The organism is Streptomyces sp. NPDC028928, from assembly GCF_055564915.1.
The window spans coordinates 45,799-65,827 of record NZ_JBVHVI010000002.1 but is presented as its reverse complement, the minus strand read 5'-3'; the positions used below and the strand labels follow the sequence as shown (position 1 = coordinate 65,827).

Below are 20,029 nucleotides of genomic sequence, written 5' to 3'. Positions count from 1 at the left end.
TCTTCAGGCCTTTCGGGAACTGGGTGCTGGTGCGGTCAGTGCTGGTAGCCGTAGACGCCGCGGGCCTGGTCGCGGACGAGGCGGCCCTTCTCCAGCTCGATGACGCGCTTGCGCATCTGGTCCACGATGTTCTGGTCGTGCGTCGCCATGATGACGGTGGTGCCCGTCCGGTTGATGCGGTCGAGCAGCTTCATGATGCCGACGGAGGTCTGCGGGTCGAGGTTGCCGGTGGGCTCGTCGGCGATGAGCAGCTTCGGCCGGTTGACGAACGCGCGCGCGATGGCGACGCGCTGCTGCTCACCACCGGACAGCTCGCCCGGCATCCGGTCCTCCTTGCCGCCGAGCCCGACGAGATCGAGCACCTGCGGAACGGACTTGCGGATCTCGCCGCGGGACTTGCCGATGACCTCCTGCGCGAAGGCCACGTTCTCCGCGACCGTCTTGTTCGGCAGCAGCCGGAAGTCCTGGAAGACCGTGCCCAACTGGCGGCGCATCTGCGGCACCTTCCAGTTGGACAGCCGCGCGAGGTCCTTGCCCAGCACGTGCACCTGGCCGTGGCTGCACCGCTCCTCGCGGAGGATGAGCCGCAGGAAAGTGGACTTTCCGGAGCCGGAGGACCCCACGAGGAAGACGAACTCGCCCTTCTCCACCTCCAGGGAGACATCCCTGAGTGCGGGGCGGGTCTGCTTGGGGTAGACCTTGGAGACGTTGTCGAATCGGATCACGGATGCACCACGGGTCGCCGGGGGTAGATGAGCGTGACCATACGCGAACCGGGTGTGCAAGTGCAGTCGCAGGTTGAGGTTGGGCAAGACTTGTACGTTTTTGTACCGGCCGCCGCCCCGGGCCCGTTCCCGACAGGCCCCGCGCACGGTCCGCGGGAACCTGGCACAGTGGAAGGGAAACGAAGGAGAACGGGAACGCGGGGGAACGTTCTCGTCCCCACGAACGTTGTACGCGTGATGGCCGGTGCAAGGAGGGCGAGCGCATGACGTACGACCGGTTGGTGTGCGCGAACTGCGCGGCGCCCGTGAGTGAGGGCCGGTGCCCGGTGTGCCGTGCCAACCGCGAGCGTCTGCAGCAGGAGGGCTTCCTCGGGGGCCTGAACGGGCTGAACCCGATGGCGCTGATCGCGCTGCTGGCGGTGCTGATCGCAGCGGTGGCGCTGCTGGCGCACCAGACCGTGTGACCGGGTGAGAAGACCCGCCGAAGCGTCGTAAAGGGCCCGGAGCGCGAAGCTCCGGGCCCTTTACGGTGTGCTGTGCGTGCGCTGCGTGACCGTAGGGCTACGGTCAGGCGGCGGCGCCGCCCCGGCCGCTCACCAGACGCGGCAGGATGCGGAAGCCGACGCCGCCGGCGATCATCGTGGCCGCGCCCACGAGCAGGAACGCGGTCTGGCCGGCACCGGTCTCGGCGAGCTGCTTGCCGCCGCCCTGGGCCGAGCTGTCGCCGGAGCCGGTCTCGGTCAGCGCCGAGGAGCCCTCGGCCTGGGGCACGTTGTTGTTGCCGCCCTCGGGCTCGGTGTGGTTACCGCCGGTGCTGCTGGAGCCACCGTCGGTGGAGCCGCCACCGGTGCTGCCGGAGCCGCCGACGGAACCGCCGTCGGTGGAACCGCCGTCGGTGGAACCGCTGGTGCCGCTGTTGCCACCGGAGTTGCCGTTGCCGCCGGAGTTGCCGTTGCCGCCGGAGTTGCCGTTGCCACCCGAGTTGCCGTTGCCGCCCGAGTTGCCGTTACCACCCGAGTTGCCGTTGCCGCCGTCGGTGGAGCCACCGTCCGTGGTGGAGCCGCCGTCGGTGGTGCCGCCGTCGGTGGTGGAGCCGCCGATGGTGACGGTGCCGCCGTCGGTGGTGGAGCCGCCGATGGTGACGGTGCCGCCGTCGGTGGTCGAGCCGCCGTCGGCGGCGCCACCGTCCGTCGTACCGCCGTCCGTCGTACCACCGTCAGTGGTACCGCCGTCGGTGGTGGTGGAGCCGCCGTCGGTACCGCCCGAGCCGTCGGTGCCGCCGTCGGTGCAGATACCGATCGGGCAAGGGTCGCCACCGCCGTCGGTGTTGCCGCCGTCGGCGCCGACACCGCTCACACCGAGGCTGATCGGGCCCGCCTGGACATCGAGGTCCAGGGCGGAAGCCGCGCCGGCGGCCGTCAGCGACGCACCGGCCGCGATCACGGCGCCGGCGGCTATCCGCGCGACCCGGATCCGCGTCTTCTTCGTCATATGGTTGCTACCCCCAGTAGCTGTTCGTCAATGAGGCTTCGCGTGGGGCGTGCCGTGATCGACGGAGGCAGCTGGTGACGAAGAGCGTCAACTTGATCCCCCGGTTCACATGCGCCCCTCAAGTACGCATGCCGCGCCTCACCCTTCCCATTTTTCAAAGCAACGTCAAGGGCGTTGCGCGCGCAATGTCCGGTGGGGTGGCGTTTGCGGGGAGATGAAGGCTGTGAGTGTGATGTAAAACCCAGACAAAAGACAACTGCCGCCCTTCGGACGGCAGTTGTCATGTCGACAAAGTTACTTCTCCTGCTGCTTGCGCCAGCGAATGCCGGCCTCCAGGAACCCGTCGATCTCGCCGTTGAACACGGCCTCCGGGTTGCCCACCTCGTACTCGGTGCGCAGGTCCTTGACCATCTGGTACGGGTGCAGCACGTAGGAACGCATCTGGTTGCCCCAGGAGTTGCCGCCGTCGCCCTTGAGGGCGTCCATCTTGGCCTGCTCCTCCTGCCGGCGCCGCTCCAGCAGCTTGGCCTGGAGGACGTTCATCGCGGTGGCCTTGTTCTGGATCTGCGACCGCTCGTTCTGGCAGGAGACCACGATGCCGGTGGGGAGGTGCGTGATGCGGACCGCGGAGTCGGTCGTGTTGACGCCCTGGCCGCCGGGGCCGGAGGACCGGTAGACGTCGATGCGCAGCTCGGACTCGTCGATGTCGACGTGGTCGGACTGCTCGACCACGGGGAGCACCTCGACGCCCGCGAAGGAGGTCTGCCGGCGGCCCTGGTTGTCGAAGGGCGAGATACGCACGAGACGGTGCGTGCCCTGCTCGACGGAGAGGGTGCCGTAGGCGTACGGCGAGTGCACGGCGAAGGTGGTCGACTTGATGCCGGCCTCTTCGGCGTACGACGTCTCGATCAGCTCCGTCTTGAAACCGCGCTGCTCGGCCCAGCGGAGGTACATGCGCTGGAGCTTCTCGGCGAAGTCGGCGGCGTCGACGCCACCGGCCTCGGCGCGGATGTTGACGAGCGCCTCACGGGCGTCGTACTCGCCGGACAGGAGGGTACGGACCTCCATCTCGTCCAGCGCCTTGCGTACGGCGGCCAGCTCGGACTCGGCCTCCGCGCGGGTGTCCGGGTCGTCCTCCTCCTCGGCCATCTCGAAGAGGACCGCGAGGTCGTCGATCCGGCCGCGCAGCGCCTCCGCCTTCCTGACCTCGGCCTGGAGGTGGGAGAGCTTGCTGGTGATCTTCTGCGCCTCGTCCGGGTTGTCCCACAGGGACGGGGCCGCCGCCTGCTCCTCAAGCACGGCGATATCTGCCCTCATCTTGTCGAGGTCCAGGACGGCCTCGATCGACTCCATGGTCGAGGAGAGGGACTTCAGCTCTTCGGATACATCGACGACTGCCACGCCTTCCAGCGTAACGGCTCCGCCGAGCGCCGGGGGCCGGGCTGCACCCGGTACCTGCCCCCACCCCTGGGGGCTCCGCCCCCAGACCCCTCCTCCGCCCACCCGCGTGACCCGGTGGGCCGAGGAGCACGGGGCGGCTGCGGGGACCGATCGACGAGCCCGCCCACCCACCCACCTGGCCCGCTGAGCTCGCCCACCCGTCCACCCGACCCGATCCGGTCCGGTCCGGGCGGGGAGGGCGGGACGACTGTGGGACGTACTGCGGCCTCTTGCCGGGCCCCGCCCGAGTCGGTCGCCAGAGAAGTGCCGACCCGCGCCCGGGCTCGGTCGACCGGAACACACTGCGGCCTCTTACGCGCCCACCCGCCCACCTGACCCGTCGGCTCGCCCACCCACCCGGCTCCGGGGGCTTGCCCTCCACCCGACTCCGGGGGCTGCCCGCCCACCCGCCTGGCTCGGTGGGCTTACCCACCCATCCGCCTGGCTCGGTAGGCTCGCCCACCCGCCCGACTCCGGGGGCTCGCCCGCCCGACTCCGGGGGCTTGCCCACCCCCCTGCTGAACCCGGTCAGCTCGCCCCCACCCCCCTGCTGACCCGGTCGGTGCGCCCCCCGCTGACCCGGTCAGTTCCCCCCACCCCCTTAACCACCCTGACCCGATCCGCTTGCCGGGCCGCCCCCTGATCCAGGCGGTAGGGGAGGGCGGGTGGCTGGTGGGAGGGGTGGGGTGGGACGGTGGTCTCTCGGTCGGCCGCGTCGGGTGGGGCAAGGGGGTCCGGGGGCGGAGCCACTGGGTGGGTCAGGGGGTCGACGTGGTGGGGGTGGCCGGCGGTGCCTCGGAGTCCCCGTCGGTGGACGCCCACCACGCGCCGACGCCCACGGCAGCCGCCAGCACCACCCCGGCCACTCCCAGAGTCACCCGGCGCCTGCGCACCGCGGCCTTGTGGCGGGCGGAGCCGGGGCGGGGCGTGCCGGGGGCCCGGGGGGCGCGCGCGGTCCCGTGGGCGCCGCCGGCCAGCTCGTCCGGCGCCGGCACCCGCATCGACGTATGCGTGTCGCGGTTGGAGTCCGGTTTGGCGCCGGGGACCAGCGAGACCGCGCCTCGCCGCCGTACCGGCTCACCCCCGGACGGAGCCGACGGGGCCGGGTCCTCGGGCTCCTCCTCGGCGAGCCCCGGCTCGTCCACGTCCAGCGGCGGCATCCCGGCCAGCACGGGCAGCTGCTCGCGCAGCCGCGCCGCCAGCTCCGAGGCGCGCAGCCGGGAGGCGGGGGCCTTGGCCAGGCACTGCACCAGCAGCTGCCACAGCTCCTCGGGGATGCCGGGGAGGGGGACGACCGTCTCCGTGACGTGCCGTCGCAGTACCGCGCCCGGGTGTCCGCCGCCGAACGGCGTGAAGCCGGCCAGCAGCTCGTACAGGACCGTCGCGAGGGCGTAGATGTCCACGGCGGCCCGGGGCGGCAGGCCCTCGACGATCTCGGGAGCCAGGTAGTCCGGCGTGCCGATGATCTTCGTGGCCCGGGTGCGCTTCGGGGAGTCGATCAGCTTGGCCACCCCGAAGTCCGTCAGCAGCGCCGGATGGGCCCCGCCCGGCCCGAGCGGGCCCTGCATGTCGAGCAGGACGTTCTCGGGCTTGACGTCCCGGTGGACGACCCCGGCCGCGTGGGCCGCGGCCAGCGCGTCGGCGACGTCGGCGACGATCGCCACGGCCGCCTCGGGCGCGAGCCGCCGTTCCCGCTCCAGCCGGGTACGCAGGTCGGTGCCGCGCACGAGGTCCATGACCAGCGCCAGGTCGTTGCCGTCCACGACCAGGTCGCGGACGGTGACGATGTGCGGGTGCTCCAGGCCGAGCAGCGCGGTGCGCTCCTGCACGAAGCGTCCGACCAGCTCCTGGTCGGAGGCGAGGTCCTCACGCAGCAGCTTGATGGCGACGGGGCCGTCCGGTCCCTCGCCGAGCCACACCGTGCCGGCGCTCCCCCGCCCCAGGATCTGGTTCGCGGTGTACCGGCTGCCGATCTTCCGTGCCAAGACTGCTCCTACAGACGCGTGTTGTCGCCAAAACTACGCGTCCGGAGAGCCAACCTTCACCGCGGAGACGGAAATCACCCGACAGATGTCGACAAATCCCTAAACCAGTGATCAGCTTCCGCTGCCGGAGGAGCCGCCGAGATCCTTGATCCAGCCGCCGACCTTGCCGACCCACTCGCTCATCTGGTCCCAGTAGCCCTTGCCGGTGCCGATCCAGTCCTGCAGCGGGGTCAGCTCCCAGATCAGCCAGCTCGCCACGACCAGGATGACGATCGTGAACAGGCAGCCCTTCAGACAGCCCAGCCCGGGGATCTTCATCGGGTTCGCGTTGCGCTGCCGCGGCGCCCGGGGCTCCCGCGCGGGCCGCTGGGGCTGCTGCGGCTGCTGGGGCGCCTGCGGCGGGGCGTACTGCTGGGGCTGCTGCTGCGGATAGCCGTACCCGGGGGACTGCGGCGCGCGCTGCCGGCCGCGCGGCTGCGGCTGCTGCGGGCGGGCCTGCGGGGCCGGGCGCGGCTGCTGCTGGGGCCGGGGGGCCACCTGGCGCTGGGGGCGGCGGCGCAGCGGGTCCTCGTCCGGGTCCAGGTACTGGATCTGCGTCTGCTCGTTGCGGTCGCGGGCGGCCCGCAGCTGCGTCTGCCAGGGGTGCGGCTGCTCGGGCGGCTGCTGTCCCTGCTGGCCGTACTGCCCTTGCTGGCCGTACTGGCCCTGCTGGCCCTGCGGGACCGGCGGCAGCACGGCCGTCGGGTCCGCCGCGCCCGTGTTCGGCAGGACGGCGGTGGGGTCCGCGGCACCGGCCGGGCCGCCGGTGTGCGGCAGCACGCTGGTCGCCGCATTGGGATCGTGCTGGCCGTACGACCCCTGCGGCGCGTTCGTCGGCAGCACCTGGGTGGGGTCGGCGGCGCCGGGCACGCCCGGCACGGCGGCCGGGGCCGGGTCGGGGGCGAGCAGCGCGCCGACGCCCTCGGCGGCGGCGATCTGCGCGGCGTTCGCGTGCACTCCGACACCCTCGGCGACGACCCGCAGGGCCCGCGCGAGGTTCTCGGCGCTCGGCCGTTCGTCCGGGTTCTTGCGCAGGCAGCGCTCTATGACCGTCCACAGCGGGTCCGGGACGGTGGAGGGGCGGCGCGGCTCGGCGCTCAGGTGCTGGTGCAGGACTTCCAGCGCGGTGCCGCCGCCGAACGGCGGACGGCCGGTGACCAGTTCGTACAGCAGGATGCCGGCGCCGTAGATGTCGACGGCGGACGTCTGCGGGCGGCCCTCGGCGGACTCCGGGGCGACGTACGCGGGCGTGCCGACGAACTCGTGGGTGCGGGTCAGGCCCGGGGAGTCGGCGAGGCGGGCGATGCCGAAGTCGGTCAGCATCGGGTGCATCTGGCCGTCGCCCTGCTGGAGCAGCACGTTGGCGGGCTTCAGGTCGCGGTGGACGACGCCGTCGGCGTGGCTCGCGGCGAGCGCGTCGGCGATCTGGGCGGTCAGCAGGGCCGCGGCGACGGGCGTGAAGGGGCCGTTCTCGCGCAGGTAGCGGTGCAGGTCGGGGCCCTCGACGAGGTCCATGACCAGGGCCAGCAGGTCGCCCTCGACGACCAGGTCGCGGACCCGGACGATGTTGGGGTGGGTGAGCCGGAGCAGTACGGAGCGCTCGCGCAGGAAGCGCATCACGATGTCCGGGTCGCTCGCCAGCTCCTCCTTCAGGACCTTGATCGCGACCGTCTCTCCCGGCTGTCCGGGCACGGCGGCCTCGGCGCCCGCGGTCTCCCGCTGGCGGGCACGCCAGACGGTGCCTGTGGCGCCGCGTCCGAGCGGCTCCTCAAGCAGGTACTTGCTGCCGACTGGCCGCACGTCACGCGCTCCCTGCTGGTTGCTGTTGCTTGCTTGCCTGCATTCCGTTTGTTCCGACCCACTGTAGTGCCGCCCCTGGGGGCGTCAGGTGCTCGACGGGAAGACGCATGGCCCGGTCCACTGGTTGCCGAAATCGGACGTGACCGATCTCAACTGATCGTCGGCGTCCGCTTACTCAGGCATTTTTGGGGGCAGAGCCGACCAATCAAGATCACTTGTCACCGGGTTCCGGGCGCGCTGTCGGTGGCAGGTGCGAGGATGCCTTCCAGTACTGGTACTTGCCGACGTGCTCGTGTTGGGGTGGGGATGCAGATCCGGCTGACCGTCGTGGACCCGCTCGGTCCGGCACCGCAGCGGGGCCGCGCCGCGAGCCGCGACGTGCTGGTCACGGCGCCCGCGGGCACGGAGCTGGCCGCGGTCGCGTCGGCGCTGGCCGGGGCGGTCACCGGCGAGGGCGGCACGGGGCGCGAGGCCGGCGGCGCCTCCGTGGTCCTGTACGCGGGCACCGAGCGGCTCGACCCCCGGCGCAGCACGCTCGGCGAGCCGCCGCTGGTCGACGGCGCGGTGCTCTCCCTGGGCGCCCCGGCGGCCCCGGAACCGCATCCCGAGCTGGACGACGCCCCGACCCAGCTGCACGTGGTCGCCGGCCCCGACGCGGGCGGGGTCCATCTGCTGCACGGCGGCCGGATCACCGTCGGCCGGTCCGCCGACGCCGACGTCCCGCTGGACGACCTCGACGTCTCCCGCCTGCACTGCGCGGTCACCGTCGGCGCGGACGGCCGGGTCTCGGTCACCGACCTCGGCTCCACGAACGGCACGACCCTGGACGGCGTGCGGGTGACCGACCGGCCGGTCCGGGTCCCTGCCGGGGGCCTGCTGCGGATCGGCGAGTCCGCGCTGCGGGTCACTCCGGCCGGGGGCCCCGGGATGCGGGTGCGGACGGTGGCCGACGGGGAGGGGTGCGTACGGGTCGCCGTCGGCGGGGACGGTTCCGCTCCCCCCTCCGCACCGGCCGCGCGGCAGGCGCCGACGGGTGCGGGTGAACCGGGGCAGGGGCCGGGCCCGACGGTCGGTTCGGTGTCCGGCCGCGACGGGCGTCCCGGCGGGAGCACGGCGCCCTCCGGCGGTGCCCGCGGGCTCGGTGCGGTTCCCGGCGGCCTGCGGCGTCCGGGCGACGGCACGGCGCCCTCCGGCGATGCGCGTGGCCTCGGCGGGGGCTCTTCCGCCGGTGCGGGGCGTGGGGGCTTTGAAGGCGTGCAGCACGCCTACGACGCCCGTGGCTCCGCCGGCTGGGACGCGGGGGCCCAGGAGCACCGGCGGGGCCCGTCGGCGGTGGTGCCCGGGCAGGGCGGGGCACCGAGCGTGGAGAGCCGGGGCGAGGCTCCTGGTACGGCGGCCGGCGGGGACACCCACGCGGGGCGCTTCGGTGTCGGCGGGCCGGGCGGACTGCCCGGAGCCGCCGCGTACGGCAGCGAGGACGCCCGGGCGGACGGACGTAAGGACACCCCCCTCAGGGGCAGCGCGCTCAGGGACGCCGACTCCCCGCAGGGCACCCGGCGGCGCGGGCTCGGCGCCTGGGCGCGCCGGCTGGCCGGCGGGCGCGGGGAGCAGCCGGCCGGCCCCGAGACGTACGACGGCACGGCCGCCGACGTCCACCCTGCTCCGGCGGCCGGTGCCCCGCGGCGCCCGGAGACCTGGCCGGACCCGGCCGCCCTGCTGCTGACCGCGCTGGGTCCCGGGCCCCGGCTGTGGGAGCGCGGGCCCCGACACCCCGAGGCACTGACCGTGCGGCTCGGCACGGCCGACCGGAGCGCGCCGGACGGCTCGGGTCTGCTGCCCGCGGTGCCGGTGACCGCCGCGCTGCGCGAGGCGGGCGCGCTGGGCCTGGCCGGTCCGCGCCCCCGGCTGTCCGGGCTGGCCCGCGCGGTGCTGGCCCAGCTCGCCGCGCTGCACTCCCCCGACCTGCTGGAGATCGTGCTGATCAGCGCGGACCACTCGCGGCCGGTCGCGGACCGCACGGCCGAGTGGGCCTGGCTGGGCTGGCTGCCGCATGTCCGGCCGGGCCACGGCCAGGACTGCCGGCTGCTGCTGGCCTACGACCGCGAACAGGCGGCGGCCCGCACGGAGGAACTGCTGCGCCGGCTGGAGGACCACGCGGCGACGGGCCGCACCACGGCCCACCCCGCCCGGCCCCGGACCCCCGGCACCGACGCCGACACCGGCACTGACACCGGCACCGGCACCGGCACCACCCACGGCGCACCCCCCCGCTCCCCCGGTGCCCCCGCCCCGCACACCCCCGCCGAACCAGGCCCCCGGCGCCCCTCCTGGGCCAGGGACGACACCGGTGTCGCCGGGTTCGCGGGGCCGTACACCGTGGTCGTCGTGGACGGCGATCCGGGAGGCGCGGCGCTGCGGGAGGGGCTGGCGCGGCTGGCGGTGGCCGGGCCGCGGGCCGGGATCCACGTGGTGTGTCTCGCCGAGACGGAGACCGCCACGCCGGCCTCCCCGGTGACACGGACCTACGAGGCCGCGTGCGCGGTGACGCCGACGTTCCGGCACTGCGGTGCCGTGGCCCTGCTCAGCGGGGATGTCGCCGCCGCGATCCAGTTGCTGCGGGTCGCGCCGGGAGGCCCCGTCGGCCCCGGTGCGCTCGCCACGGTCGACGCCGTCTCCGCCGCCTGGGCGGAGCGGTTCGCGCGGGCGCTGGCGCCGCTGCGCCCGGACGGCCCGGCCGGTGAACGGCACGCGCGGGTGGCCACGCCGCTGCCCCGGTCGGCGCGGCTGCTGGACGAGCTGGGGCTGGCCCGGGCCACCCCGGCGTCGCTGATGGCGCGCTGGGCGGACGCGGCCGACGACACGGAGTCGCTCGGCGGGCGGGCCCGGGCGGTGCTGGGCGCCGGACCGCGCGGCCCGGTCACCGTGGACCTCGTGGCCGACGGGCCGCATCTGCTGATCGAGGGCCCGGCCGGCAGCGGCCGTACCGAGCTGCTGCGGACCGTGGTCGCCTCGCTGGCCGCCGCCGAGCGGCCGGACCGGCTGGCCGTGGTGCTGCTCGACGGCCGGGACGGGATCGGCGCGGGCGCCGGACGTGGTGAGGGCCTGCGCGCGTGCACCGACATACCCCATGTCACCACGCATCTGATCGCCAACGATCCCGTGCGGATGCGGGAGTTCGCCCAGTCGCTGACCGCCGAGCTGAAGCGCCGGGCGGAGCTGCTGGGCCGGACGGACTTCGCCCGGTGGCACGCCGGGCAGGCGGTGGCCGGCCGGATGGTCGCCCAGCGTACGCCCGCCTCCGGCGACTTCGCCGCCCAGCGCACGGCCGCCCCCGCACCGGGTGCCGCCTCCGGGGACATCGAGTCGCCGCCCAGCTCCACCCTGCGGCTGCGGCCGGGCGCGGCGGCCCGGCAGCGCGCCGCGGCGGCTCCGCCGCTGCCCCGCCTGGTGGTCGTCGTCGACGACCTGGACGCGCTGGTCTCCCCGGCGCTCGGCTCTCCGGGCCGGCCCGCCGCCGGGTCGGTGATACGGGCGCTGGAGGCGGTGGCCCGGGACGGCGAGCGGCTCGGGGTGCACCTGGTGGCGGCGGCCGGGACCGGCGGTCGTACGGCGGAGTCCGAGCCGGCGCGCCGGGCCACCCTGCGGGTCACGCTGGACACCCCGCAGCCGGGCCCGGACCAGCCGGCGCCGGGCCGGGGCACGCTGGCGTACGCGGACGGGCGGACCGTGGGCCTCCAGGGCGGCCGGGTGACGGGCCGTATCCCGCGTACGGCGACGCAGCGGCCCACGGTCGTCCCGCTGGACTGGCAGCGCATGGGCGACCCGCCCACCCGCCGGCCCGTGCGGGAGCTGGGCAACGGCCCGACCGACCTGGCGCTGCTGGCCAGCGCGGTGGAGCGGGCGGCCCGGGAGGTCGCGGCGGCGGAAGTGCCCTCCCTTCTCTGAGCGAGCCCGTCGTCGCTCTCCGAACGAGCCCGTCATCCCTCCAGGTGAACCTGGGGCCCGCGGGAGACCGGGACGCGCCGCCCCCTGTCGGAAAATCGGGACGCATACACCCCTGGTCACGAGCCGGTCACGATGAGCCCGTGGACACCGCAGGCGCTCTTGCCCGCCCGGAGCGGCCCGGCGTACACCGGACCGCACGGGACAGAGTTCTGACGTTCAACACGTTCAACGACGTTCAACGGAGAACGACGAACGGGGAAGTGATGCGCAGCAAGAGCAGCACGTTCCGGACACACAGGGCCGTCACCACACTCGCCGCACTGCTCGCGGGAGCCCTCGCGCTCTCCGCCTGCTCCAGCAGTGACAACGACAAGAAGGACAACGGGGAGAAGAGCGGCGGGGCCACCGGCTCCACCGTGACCCTGCCCAAGCTGAACGGCGCCAGGCTGGAGGTGGCCGCCGTCTGGACCGGCGCGGAGCAGGCCAACTTCAAGAAGGTCCTCGCCGAGTTCGAGAGGCGGACCGGCGCGCAGGTCACCTTCGTGCCCGCGCAGGACCCGATCATCAACTTCCTCGGTTCGAAGATCGCGGGCGGTCAGCCGCCGGACGTCGCGCTGCTGCCGCAGCCCGGCGCCATCAAGCAGGCGGTCGACAAGGGCTGGGCGAAGCCCCTGAACGCCGGCGTGCAGGCCGAGCTGGCCAAGAACTACGCGCAGGGCTGGCAGGACATCGGCAAGGTCGGCGGCAAGCAGTACGGCGTCTACTACAAGGCCGCCAACAAGTCGCTGATCTGGTACAACGCCGAGGTCTTCGCGAACGCGGGCGCCCAGGAGCCGAAGACCTGGAAGGACCTGCTGACGGCCTCGCGGGCGGTGTACGACTCCGGGGTCACGCCCTTCTCCGTGGCCGGCGCGGACGGCTGGCCGCTGACCGACTGGTTCGAGAACGTGTACCTGTCCCAGGCGGGGCCGGAGAAGTACGACCAGCTGGCCCAGCACAAGATCAAGTGGACCGATCCGTCGGTGAAGCAGGCGCTGACCACGCTCGCCGAGATCTGGGGCAAGAAGAACTATCTGGCGGGCGGCCAGAAGGGCGCGCTGCAGACGGAGTTCCCGCAGTCGGTCACCCAGACCTTCACCGGCGGCGACCAGCCGAAGTCCGCGATGGTGTACGAGGGCGACTTCGTGCAGGTGAACATCGGGGAGACCAAGTCGAAGGTGGGCACGGACGCGAAGGTGTTCCCGTTCCCGGCGGTCGGCCGGTCCGCGCCGGTGGTCTCCGGCGGCGACGCGGCGGTGATCCTGAAGGACTCCAAGGCGGCGCAGGCCCTCGCCACCTTCCTCGCCTCCCCGGACGCGGCCACGATCCAGGCGAAGCTCGGCGGCTATCTCTCGCCGAACAAGAACGTGCCGCTGTCGGCGTACCCGAACGCGGTGCAGCAGAAGATCGCCAAGGCGCTGATCGCGTCCGGCGACGACTTCCGCTTCGACATGTCCGACCAGGCCCCGCAGGCCTTCGGCGGGACGCCCGGCAAGGGTGAGTGGAAGGACCTCCAGGACTTCCTGAAGAACCCGGGCGATGTGGCGGGCGCGCAGGCGAAGCTGGAGAAGGACGCGGCGGCGGCGTACGGGAACGGGGGCTGATCCGGCCATGGCGTCGGCAGCGGCGGCCGGGGCCCCACCGGGTCCCGCCGCACCCCGCAGTCGCAAGAGCGTGACCGGTACCCGCAGGACGGTGGCAGCGCTGTTCCTGCTGCCCGCGCTGGTGCTGCTCGGCGCGCTCGTGGTCTACCCGATCGGGTACTCGCTGGTCCGCAGCTTCTACAACGCCTCCGGCGACGGTTTCGCCGGGGTCGACAACTACAAGACGCTCTTCACCGACGACAGCATCCGCACCGCGCTGAAGAACAACGTCCTCTGGGTGGTGTTCGCGCCCACCGTCTCCACCGCGCTCGGTCTGGTCTTCGCGGTGCTGACCGAACGGGTGCGCTGGGGAACGGCGTTCAAGCTGGTCGTCTTCATGCCGATGGCCATCTCGATGCTGGCCGCCGGGATCATCTTCCGGCTGGTGTACGACCAGGACCCGGACAAGGGGGTCGCCAACGCGGTGTGGGTGGGCGTGCACGACACGTTCGCGCAGTCGTCGGCGTTCCCGAAGGCGCACCCGGGCCGCGACTCGCCCCTCCGCGCCGAGCAGGGAGGGTTCATCACCAAGGCCGCAGTGCACGCCGGGCAGCCCGTCACCCTGCCCCTCGTCGGAGTGGCCCCGGACCAGCTGCCGGACGGCGCGAAGAAGGCCGTCGCCGCGCAGCCGGAGCGGGGGAAGGTCACCGGCACCACCTGGCAGGACTTCACCCGGGGCAAGGGCGTCGGCAAGCTCGGCGCGCCGGACCCGTCCGAGCTGGGCTATGCCGGGATGCGGATCGAGGCGGTGAAGGACGGCACGGTGGTGGCCTCCACCGAGGCCTCCGGTGACGGCACCTTCACGCTGCCCGCGGCGGCCGACGGGGCCCGCCTGAGGCTGCCCGCGAGCAACTTCAGGGAGCCCTACAACGGGGTCGACTGGCTCGGCCCGGCGCTCGTGACGCCGTCGATCATCGGGGCGTACGTGTGGATGTGGGCGGGCTTCGCGATGGTGCTGATCGCGGCCGGGCTCGCGGGCGTGCCCCGGGAGCTGCTGGAGGCGGCCCGGGTGGACGGCGCCTCCGAGTGGCAGGTGTTCCGCAAGGTCACCGTGCCGCTGCTGGCGCCGGTGCTGGCGGTCGTCGTCGTCACGTTGATGATCAACGTGCTGAAGGTGTTCGACCTGGTGTTCATCATCGCGCCGGGCTCCTCCCAGGACGACGCGAACGTGCTGGCGCTGGAGCTGTACCGCAAGGGCTTCGCGGAGGGCCAGCCGGGCATCGCGAGCGCGATCTCGGTGTTCCTGCTGCTGCTGGTGATCCCGGTGATGCTGTTCAACATCCGCAGGCTGCGGCGGGAGGTGCGGCGATGACGGCGGCCGCCGGAAGTGCCGGAAGCATCGGGAAGGCCGACCCGGTCGGCACGGTGAAGGCCAGGCAGTCGGTCGGCTCGCGGATCGCTCAGAAGCTGAGCGGCGGGCTGGTCCGCGTGGTCCTGATCGTCGTGGGCCTGTTCTGGCTGGTGCCGACCATCGGGCTGCTCGTCTCCTCGCTGCGCGCCCCGCAGGACATGAGCGGCAGCGGCTGGTGGACGGTGTTCACCAAGCCGTCCCAGCTCACCGTGGACAGCTACCAGAGGCTGCTGGAGAACTCCGACATCACCGATTCCCTGGTGAACACGGTGCTGATCACGGTCCCGGCGACGATCCTGGTCGTGGTGATCGGGGCGCTCGCCGGGTACGCGTTCGCGTGGATGGAGTTCCCCGGCCGGGACTGGTGGTTCCTGGGCGTGGTGGGCCTGCTGGTGGTGCCCGTGCAGGTGGCGCTGATCCCGATCGCCGAACTGTTCGGCAAGCTCGGGCTGTTCGGGACGATCTTCGGGGTGATCCTGTTCCACACCGGGTTCGGTCTGCCGTTCGCGGTGTTCCTGCTGCGGAACTTCTTCGCGGAGATCCCGCGCGAGCTGCTGGAGGCGGCGCGGCTCGACGGCGCCGGTGAACTCCGGCTGTTCGCACGGGTGGTGATGCCGCTCGGCGGACCGGCGATCGCGAGCCTCGGCATCTTCCAGTTCCTGTGGGTGTGGAACGACATGCTGGTGGCGCTGGTGTTCACCAAGTCGGGCACGCAGCCGATCACGGTCGCGCTGCAGACGCAGGTACGGCAGTTCGGCAACAACATCGACGTCCTGGCGCCCGGCGCGTTCATCTCCATGGTGATCCCGCTGGCCGTGTTCTTCGCGTTCCAGCGGCAGTTCGTGTCCGGCGTGATGGCCGGCGCGGTCAAGTAGCCGCGGAAAAGGGCGTTTTGCCAGGGGCGGGCCTTCAGCGGCCCGCCCCGTGTCGTTCACCGGGTGTCCCCCGAATGCCGTACGGGCCGTAACCAAGTCACTCCATCGGCCGTTCCCGGGCAGAACGCCCGCGCCGACCGACCCATGGATGTCCCTTGCCCAGGTTCAGTGTCATTGTCCCCGCGTACAAGGTCCAGGCGTATCTCCCCGAGTGCCTGGACTCGGTGCTCTCGCAGTCGTACCCCGATCTGGAACTGATCGCCGTGGACGACTGCTCCCCCGACGCCTGCGGCGCCATCATCGACGAGTACGCGGCCCGCGACGCCCGCGTGAAGCCCGTGCACCTGGCCGAGAACCAGGGCCTGGGCCGCGCCCGGAACGCGGGGCTCGCCGAGGCGAGCGGCGACTACCTGGTCTTCCTGGACAGCGACGACACGCTCACCCCGGACGCGCTGCGGGCCGTCGCCGACCGGCTCAAGGAGACCGGCGACCCGGACGTCCTGGTCTTCGACTACGCGCGCACCTACTGGGACGGCCGCGAGGTGCGCAACCAGCTCGCCGCGCAGCTCACCGAGCAGGGCCCGGCGCCGTTCCGGCTGGAGGACCGGCCGGGGCTGCTGCGGGTGCTGATGGTGGCCTGGAACAAGGCGTACCGGCGGCAGTTCGTCACGGAGCACGGCTTCCGGTTCCCGCCGGGCTACTACGAGGACACCCCCTGGACCTTCCCGGTCATGCTCACCGCCGGCTCGCTCGCCACGCTGGACCGGGTGTGCGTGCACTACCGGCAGCGCCGGCAGGGCAGCATCCTCGGCACCACCAGCCGCAAGCACTTCGACCTGTTCGAACAGTACGACCGGGTGTTCGCGTACGTCGAGCAGCGGCCGGAACTCGCGCGGTGGCGGCCGGAGTTGTTCCGCCGGATGGTCGACCACTACACGACGGTGTTCACCAAGCGGGGCCGGCTGCCCCGCGGCAGCCACGGCGAGTTCCTGCGCCGGGCCCGCGCCCACTACCGCCGCTACCGGGTCCCGGGGGCGCGCCTGCGCATGCGGCACACCCTGGTCCGCTTCGGGCTGCACCGCACCTTCCGGGCACTGCGGCTGGCCGCGGCCGTCCGCCGGCGGACGGCGAGGGCCACGGTGAAGCTGGTCCGCGCCCTGCGCGCCGGCGCACTCCGGCTGCACTACGGCATCCAGCTGCGGCTGCCGCTGCACCCGGACCGGGCGGTGTTCGCCGCCGAGGAGGGGTACGGCGATCCGGCCGCGCTGGAGGAGGCGTTCCGGGCGCTCGTCCCGCGGGTGAGCACGGCGTGGATCGCCCGGCCCGGGCAGGAGCGGGCGGTGCCGCCGGGCCCGCGCCGGCTGCGGCCCGGCACGGCCGGCTACTGGAAGGCGCTGGCCCGCTCCCGCTACCTGGTCGCCGACGCCGCCTTCGAGCGGCGGCTGCGCAAGCGGCCCGGGCAGGTCTTCGTCCAGACCCAGCAGGGCACCCCGCTCGGACACGCCGGCCTGGACCTGCTGGAGCGCCCGGCGGCGGCCCGCGGCCTGGACTTCGCGGAGCTGCTGCGCAGCGTCGACCAGTGGGACTACGTGCTCTCGGGGAACCGGCACGCCACCCTGACCTGGGAGCGGGTCCACCCGGGCGGCTACACCACGCTGGAGTACGGGCTGCCCCGCAACGACGCCCTCCAGCGGGCGACCGCGGCGGACGTGGCCCGGGCGCGTTCCTCGCTGGGCGTCCCGGAGGGCGCGGTCGCGATCCTGTACGCGCCCGCCCACCGCGACCACCGGCGCACCCAGCACCCGCTGCTCGACCTGGAGCGGATCCTGCGCCGCCTGGGCCCGCGCTTCGTGGTCCTGGCCCGCACCCCCGTCCCCGCCCGGGGCACCCGGATCATCGACGTCTCCGGTCATCCCGACACCGCCGCCCTGTGCCTCGCCTCGGACGTGCTGCTCACCGACTACGCGCCGGTGATGTTCGACTACGCGGGCCTGGACCGGCCGATCGTGGTGCACACCGAGGACTGGGCGGCGTACGAGGCGTGCCGCGGCGTCTACGTCGACCTGCGGGAGTTCCCGCCGGGCGCGGTGGCGCGCAGCGAGGACGAGCTGATCGACATCTTCGCCACCGGCCACTGGTGCGGCTCGCGCTCGGCACAGCTGCGGGCTGCGTTCCGGGAGCGGTTCTGCCCGTGGGACGACGGCCGGGCCGCCGAGCGGGTCGTACGGCGGGTGGTGCTGGGCGAGACGGAGCTGCCGCCGGTGGTGCCGCTCGCGGACCGCACCCCGGCACCGCCGGCCTGTGCGCGGTCGCCGCTGGCCACCGTGCCGCAACCTTCCGGTCCCCTCCCCGTCACCGAGAGCCGCTGAACACCGTTGGTTCTTCCGGGAGTTCCCATGCCCCTCGGCTCGACGCGGCCCACCCCGAGCCGGCCGTCCACCTGGCGTCCGGCGGGACGGCCCGGCCGCGTCCGCAAGACGACAGAAAGAACAGAATGCCCCGCTTCAGCATCATCGTCCCGTCCCACGGGGTCGCCGGCCGGCTGTCCCAGGCGCTGGACTCGGTCCTCGGCCAGTCCTTCGGCGACCTCCAGCTGATCCCGGTCTGCGACGCCCCCGACGCCCCGGCCGCCGCCGTCGCCGCCGGGTACGCCGAGCGGGACTGCCGGGTGACCCCCGTCCACTCGCCGCCGTCCGCAGGGCTCAGCGGGGCGCGCAACACCGGGATCCGGGCGGCGACCGGCGCGTACCTGCTCTTCCTGGACGGCGACGACCTGCTGCTGCCGGGCGCGCTCGCGGCGCTGGACGCCCGACTGTCCGAGACCGCCGGCGTGGACGTGCTGTACGCCGAGCACGAGCGCGCCCCCTGGTGGGAGGGCGAGCCGACGAACCCGGCCGCGCCGCTGCTCGCGGGCGCCCCGAAGGACGCCTTCGCCCCCGCCGAGCGGCCCGCGCTGACCGGCGTCCAGCTGCCGGCGTGGAGCGCCGTCTACCGCCGCGCCTTCCTCACCGAGCACGAACTCGCCTTCCCGGAGGGCCACTTCACCGACCTGGGCTGGGGCGGGCTGGTGACCGTCGCCGCCGAGCGGATCGCGGTGCTGCGCCGGACCGTCGTACGGCACCGGCTGCGCCGCCAGGGCAGCCGGCTCAATCTGCCGGGGCCGCACCAGCACACCCTGCTGGACCAGGTGGAGCGGGTGCTGACGCGGGCGGCCGAACGCGCCCTGCCCGCCGAGCGCACCGGGCCCCTGTTCGACCAGCTGTTCGCCGTGGTGCTGAAGACGGCGTCCCGGCCGGAGCGGCTGCCCTCCGGGCACCGGGCGTTCTTCCGCCGCGCGGCCCGGCTGCACCGGCTCCACCGGCCGGCCGGCCACCGGGTGCCGGGCGGCAGCCTCGGGGTGCAGCACCGGCTGCTGGCGGCCGGCGCGTACACCGCGTTCCGTGCCCTGCGCGGCGCCAACCGGGCGGCCGGCGGCGCCGTCGAACGGCTGCCGCGCCCGCGGATGCTGCGCACCCGGCTGCGCTACGCCCGCGACCTGCGCCGCCCACTGGATCCGAACCTCGCCGTGTACTGCGCCTACTGGGGCCGCGGCTACGCCTGCAACCCGGCCGCGATCCACGCCAAGGCCCGCGAACTCGCCCCGCACCTGCGCTCGGTGTTCCTGGTCGAGGCCGGCCAGGAACACGCCGTACCGGAGGGCGTCGAGTACGCGGTGATCGGCTCCCGGCGCTCCTGGGAGGTGCTGGCCCGCGCCACGTACCTGGTCAACAACGCGAACTTCGCCGAGGGCGTCGTCAAACGGCCGGGCAGCGTGCACCTGCAGACCCAGCACGGCACCCCGCTGAAGACGATGGGCGTGGACCAGTCGACGTACCCGGTGGTGGCCGCGCAGTCCGGCAGCTTCACCAAGCTGCTCGGCCGGGTCGACCGCTGGGACTTCAACCTGTCGTCCAACCTCCACTCCACCCAGATGTGGGAGCGCGCCTTCCCCGGCTCCTACGAGCACCTGGAGTACGGCTATCCGCGCAACGACGTCTACTACACGGCGACCGCGGCCGACGTGGCCCGGATCCGGCGGGAGCTGGGCGTCCCGGAGGGCAGCACGGCGGTGCTGTACGCGCCGACCCACCGCGACCACCACACCGGCTTCGAGCCCGGCCTGGACCTGGAGGCGTTCTGCGCGGCGGCCGGCGAGGACGTCGTCGTCCTGCTGCGCGCCCACTACTTCTACGACCGGGGCCGCTCCAGGGGCTCGGACCGCATCATCGACGTCACCGCGCACCGCTCCTCGGAGGACGTGTGCCTGGCCGCGGACGCGCTGGTCACCGACTACTCGTCCATCATGTTCGACTACGCCAACCTGGACCGGCCGATCGTCGTGTACGCCGACGACTGGGACGTCTACCGGGAGACCCGGGGCGTCTACTTCGACCTGATGGCCGAGCCGCCCGGGCTGGTCGCCCGGACCCCTCAGGAGCTGGCCGCCGTCTTCCGCGACGGCTCGTACGCGGGCCCTCAGGCGCGGGCGCTGCGGGCCGCGTTCCGGGAGCGGTTCTGCCAGTTCGACGACGGGCGGGCCGCCGAGCGGGTGGTGCGGAGGGTGCTGCTCGGGGAGCCGCCGGAGGCGGTCCCGCCGGTGATCCCGCTCGCGGAACGCATCCCCGCCCCCGCCGCCGCGACCCTCGTGAGGAGCTGA

General features: G+C 73.5%; 12 protein-coding genes. 7 read left to right on the top strand and 5 right to left on the bottom strand.

Going from position 1 to position 20,029, the window contains the following annotated elements; all coding sequences use genetic code 11:
* Positions 1 to 35: 35 nt before the first annotated feature.
* On the bottom strand, positions 36 to 725 hold the full coding sequence (gene ftsE / locus ACZ4U1_RS06070) for a cell division ATP-binding protein FtsE (RefSeq protein ID WP_055707746.1): 690 nt from the start codon (positions 723 to 725) through the stop codon (positions 36 to 38).
* A gap of 263 nt (positions 726 to 988) precedes the next feature.
* Between ftsE and ACZ4U1_RS06065 the strand changes: the two genes are divergently transcribed.
* Positions 989 to 1,189 carry a hypothetical protein gene (locus tag ACZ4U1_RS06065; protein WP_467900202.1) on the top strand — a complete coding sequence of 67 codons (201 nt, stop codon included), beginning with the start codon at positions 989 to 991 and terminating at the stop codon, positions 1,187 to 1,189.
* Positions 1,190 to 1,292: 103 nt separating this feature from the next.
* Here the strand turns inward: ACZ4U1_RS06065 and ACZ4U1_RS06060 are convergent, their stop codons facing one another.
* The 4 genes from ACZ4U1_RS06060 to ACZ4U1_RS06045 all read right to left on the bottom strand — a co-directional run bounded on the left by ACZ4U1_RS06060 (position 1,293) and on the right by ACZ4U1_RS06045 (position 7,480).
* Positions 1,293 to 2,216: a hypothetical protein gene (locus ACZ4U1_RS06060; RefSeq protein WP_467900200.1), complete on the bottom strand. Its 924-nt coding sequence runs from the start codon at positions 2,214 to 2,216 to the stop codon at positions 1,293 to 1,295.
* 294 nt (positions 2,217 to 2,510) lie between these two features.
* The gene (prfB, locus tag ACZ4U1_RS06055) at positions 2,511 to 3,617 is read right to left on the bottom strand and encodes a peptide chain release factor 2 (RefSeq protein WP_467900199.1); all 1,107 of its coding nucleotides are present in this window, start codon (positions 3,615 to 3,617) and stop codon (positions 2,511 to 2,513) included.
* 797 nt (positions 3,618 to 4,414) lie between these two features.
* Positions 4,415 to 5,641, bottom strand: a complete 1,227-nt coding sequence (locus ACZ4U1_RS06050) for a serine/threonine-protein kinase (protein WP_467900197.1) — start codon at positions 5,639 to 5,641, stop codon at positions 4,415 to 4,417.
* Between the two features lie 111 nt (positions 5,642 to 5,752).
* The gene (locus ACZ4U1_RS06045; protein ID WP_467900195.1) at positions 5,753 to 7,480 is read right to left on the bottom strand and encodes a serine/threonine-protein kinase; all 1,728 of its coding nucleotides are present in this window, start codon (positions 7,478 to 7,480) and stop codon (positions 5,753 to 5,755) included.
* Between the two features lie 306 nt (positions 7,481 to 7,786).
* On the opposite strand from ACZ4U1_RS06045, the gene ACZ4U1_RS06040 reads away from it, so the two are divergent.
* The 6 genes from ACZ4U1_RS06040 (at position 7,787) to ACZ4U1_RS06015 (ending at position 20,029) form a co-directional block, all read left to right on the top strand.
* Positions 7,787 to 11,425 carry an FtsK/SpoIIIE domain-containing protein gene (locus ACZ4U1_RS06040; RefSeq protein ID WP_467901438.1) on the top strand — a complete coding sequence of 1,213 codons (3,639 nt, stop codon included), beginning with the start codon at positions 7,787 to 7,789 and terminating at the stop codon, positions 11,423 to 11,425.
* A 263-nt stretch (positions 11,426 to 11,688) separates the two neighbouring features.
* Positions 11,689 to 13,068, top strand: a complete 1,380-nt coding sequence (locus ACZ4U1_RS06035; RefSeq protein ID WP_467900193.1) for an ABC transporter substrate-binding protein — start codon at positions 11,689 to 11,691, stop codon at positions 13,066 to 13,068.
* Positions 13,069 to 13,138: 70 nt separating this feature from the next.
* A complete protein-coding gene (locus ACZ4U1_RS06030) occupies positions 13,139 to 14,419 on the top strand; it encodes a carbohydrate ABC transporter permease (RefSeq protein ID WP_467900191.1) in 1,281 nt (426 codons plus the stop codon).
* Positions 14,416 to 15,333 (top strand): carbohydrate ABC transporter permease, encoded by a 918-nt coding sequence (locus ACZ4U1_RS06025; RefSeq protein ID WP_467900190.1) that lies wholly within the window; start codon positions 14,416 to 14,418, stop codon positions 15,331 to 15,333. The genes ACZ4U1_RS06030 and ACZ4U1_RS06025 overlap by 4 nt, the downstream gene beginning before the upstream one ends.
* A 155-nt stretch (positions 15,334 to 15,488) precedes the next feature.
* Positions 15,489 to 17,702, top strand: a complete 2,214-nt coding sequence (locus ACZ4U1_RS06020; protein WP_467900188.1) for a bifunctional glycosyltransferase/CDP-glycerol:glycerophosphate glycerophosphotransferase — start codon at positions 15,489 to 15,491, stop codon at positions 17,700 to 17,702.
* A 125-nt stretch (positions 17,703 to 17,827) separates the two neighbouring features.
* Positions 17,828 to 20,029: a bifunctional glycosyltransferase/CDP-glycerol:glycerophosphate glycerophosphotransferase gene (locus ACZ4U1_RS06015; RefSeq protein WP_467900186.1), complete on the top strand. Its 2,202-nt coding sequence runs from the start codon at positions 17,828 to 17,830 to the stop codon at positions 20,027 to 20,029.

Excerpts from the sequence above, each read along its gene's own strand:
- ACZ4U1_RS06060 (WP_467900200.1), bottom strand. The coding sequence starts at position 2,216 with ATGACGAAGAAGACGCGGATCCGGGTCGCGCGGATAGCCGCCGGCGCC.
- ACZ4U1_RS06035 (WP_467900193.1), top strand. The coding sequence starts at position 11,689 with ATGCGCAGCAAGAGCAGCACGTTCCGGACACACAGGGCCGTCACCACA.
- ACZ4U1_RS06015 (WP_467900186.1), top strand. The coding sequence starts at position 17,828 with ATGCCCCGCTTCAGCATCATCGTCCCGTCCCACGGGGTCGCCGGCCGG.
- ACZ4U1_RS06025 (WP_467900190.1), top strand. The coding sequence starts at position 14,416 with ATGACGGCGGCCGCCGGAAGTGCCGGAAGCATCGGGAAGGCCGACCCG.
- ACZ4U1_RS06065 (WP_467900202.1), top strand. The coding sequence starts at position 989 with ATGACGTACGACCGGTTGGTGTGCGCGAACTGCGCGGCGCCCGTGAGT.
- ACZ4U1_RS06040 (WP_467901438.1), top strand. The coding sequence starts at position 7,787 with ATGCAGATCCGGCTGACCGTCGTGGACCCGCTCGGTCCGGCACCGCAG.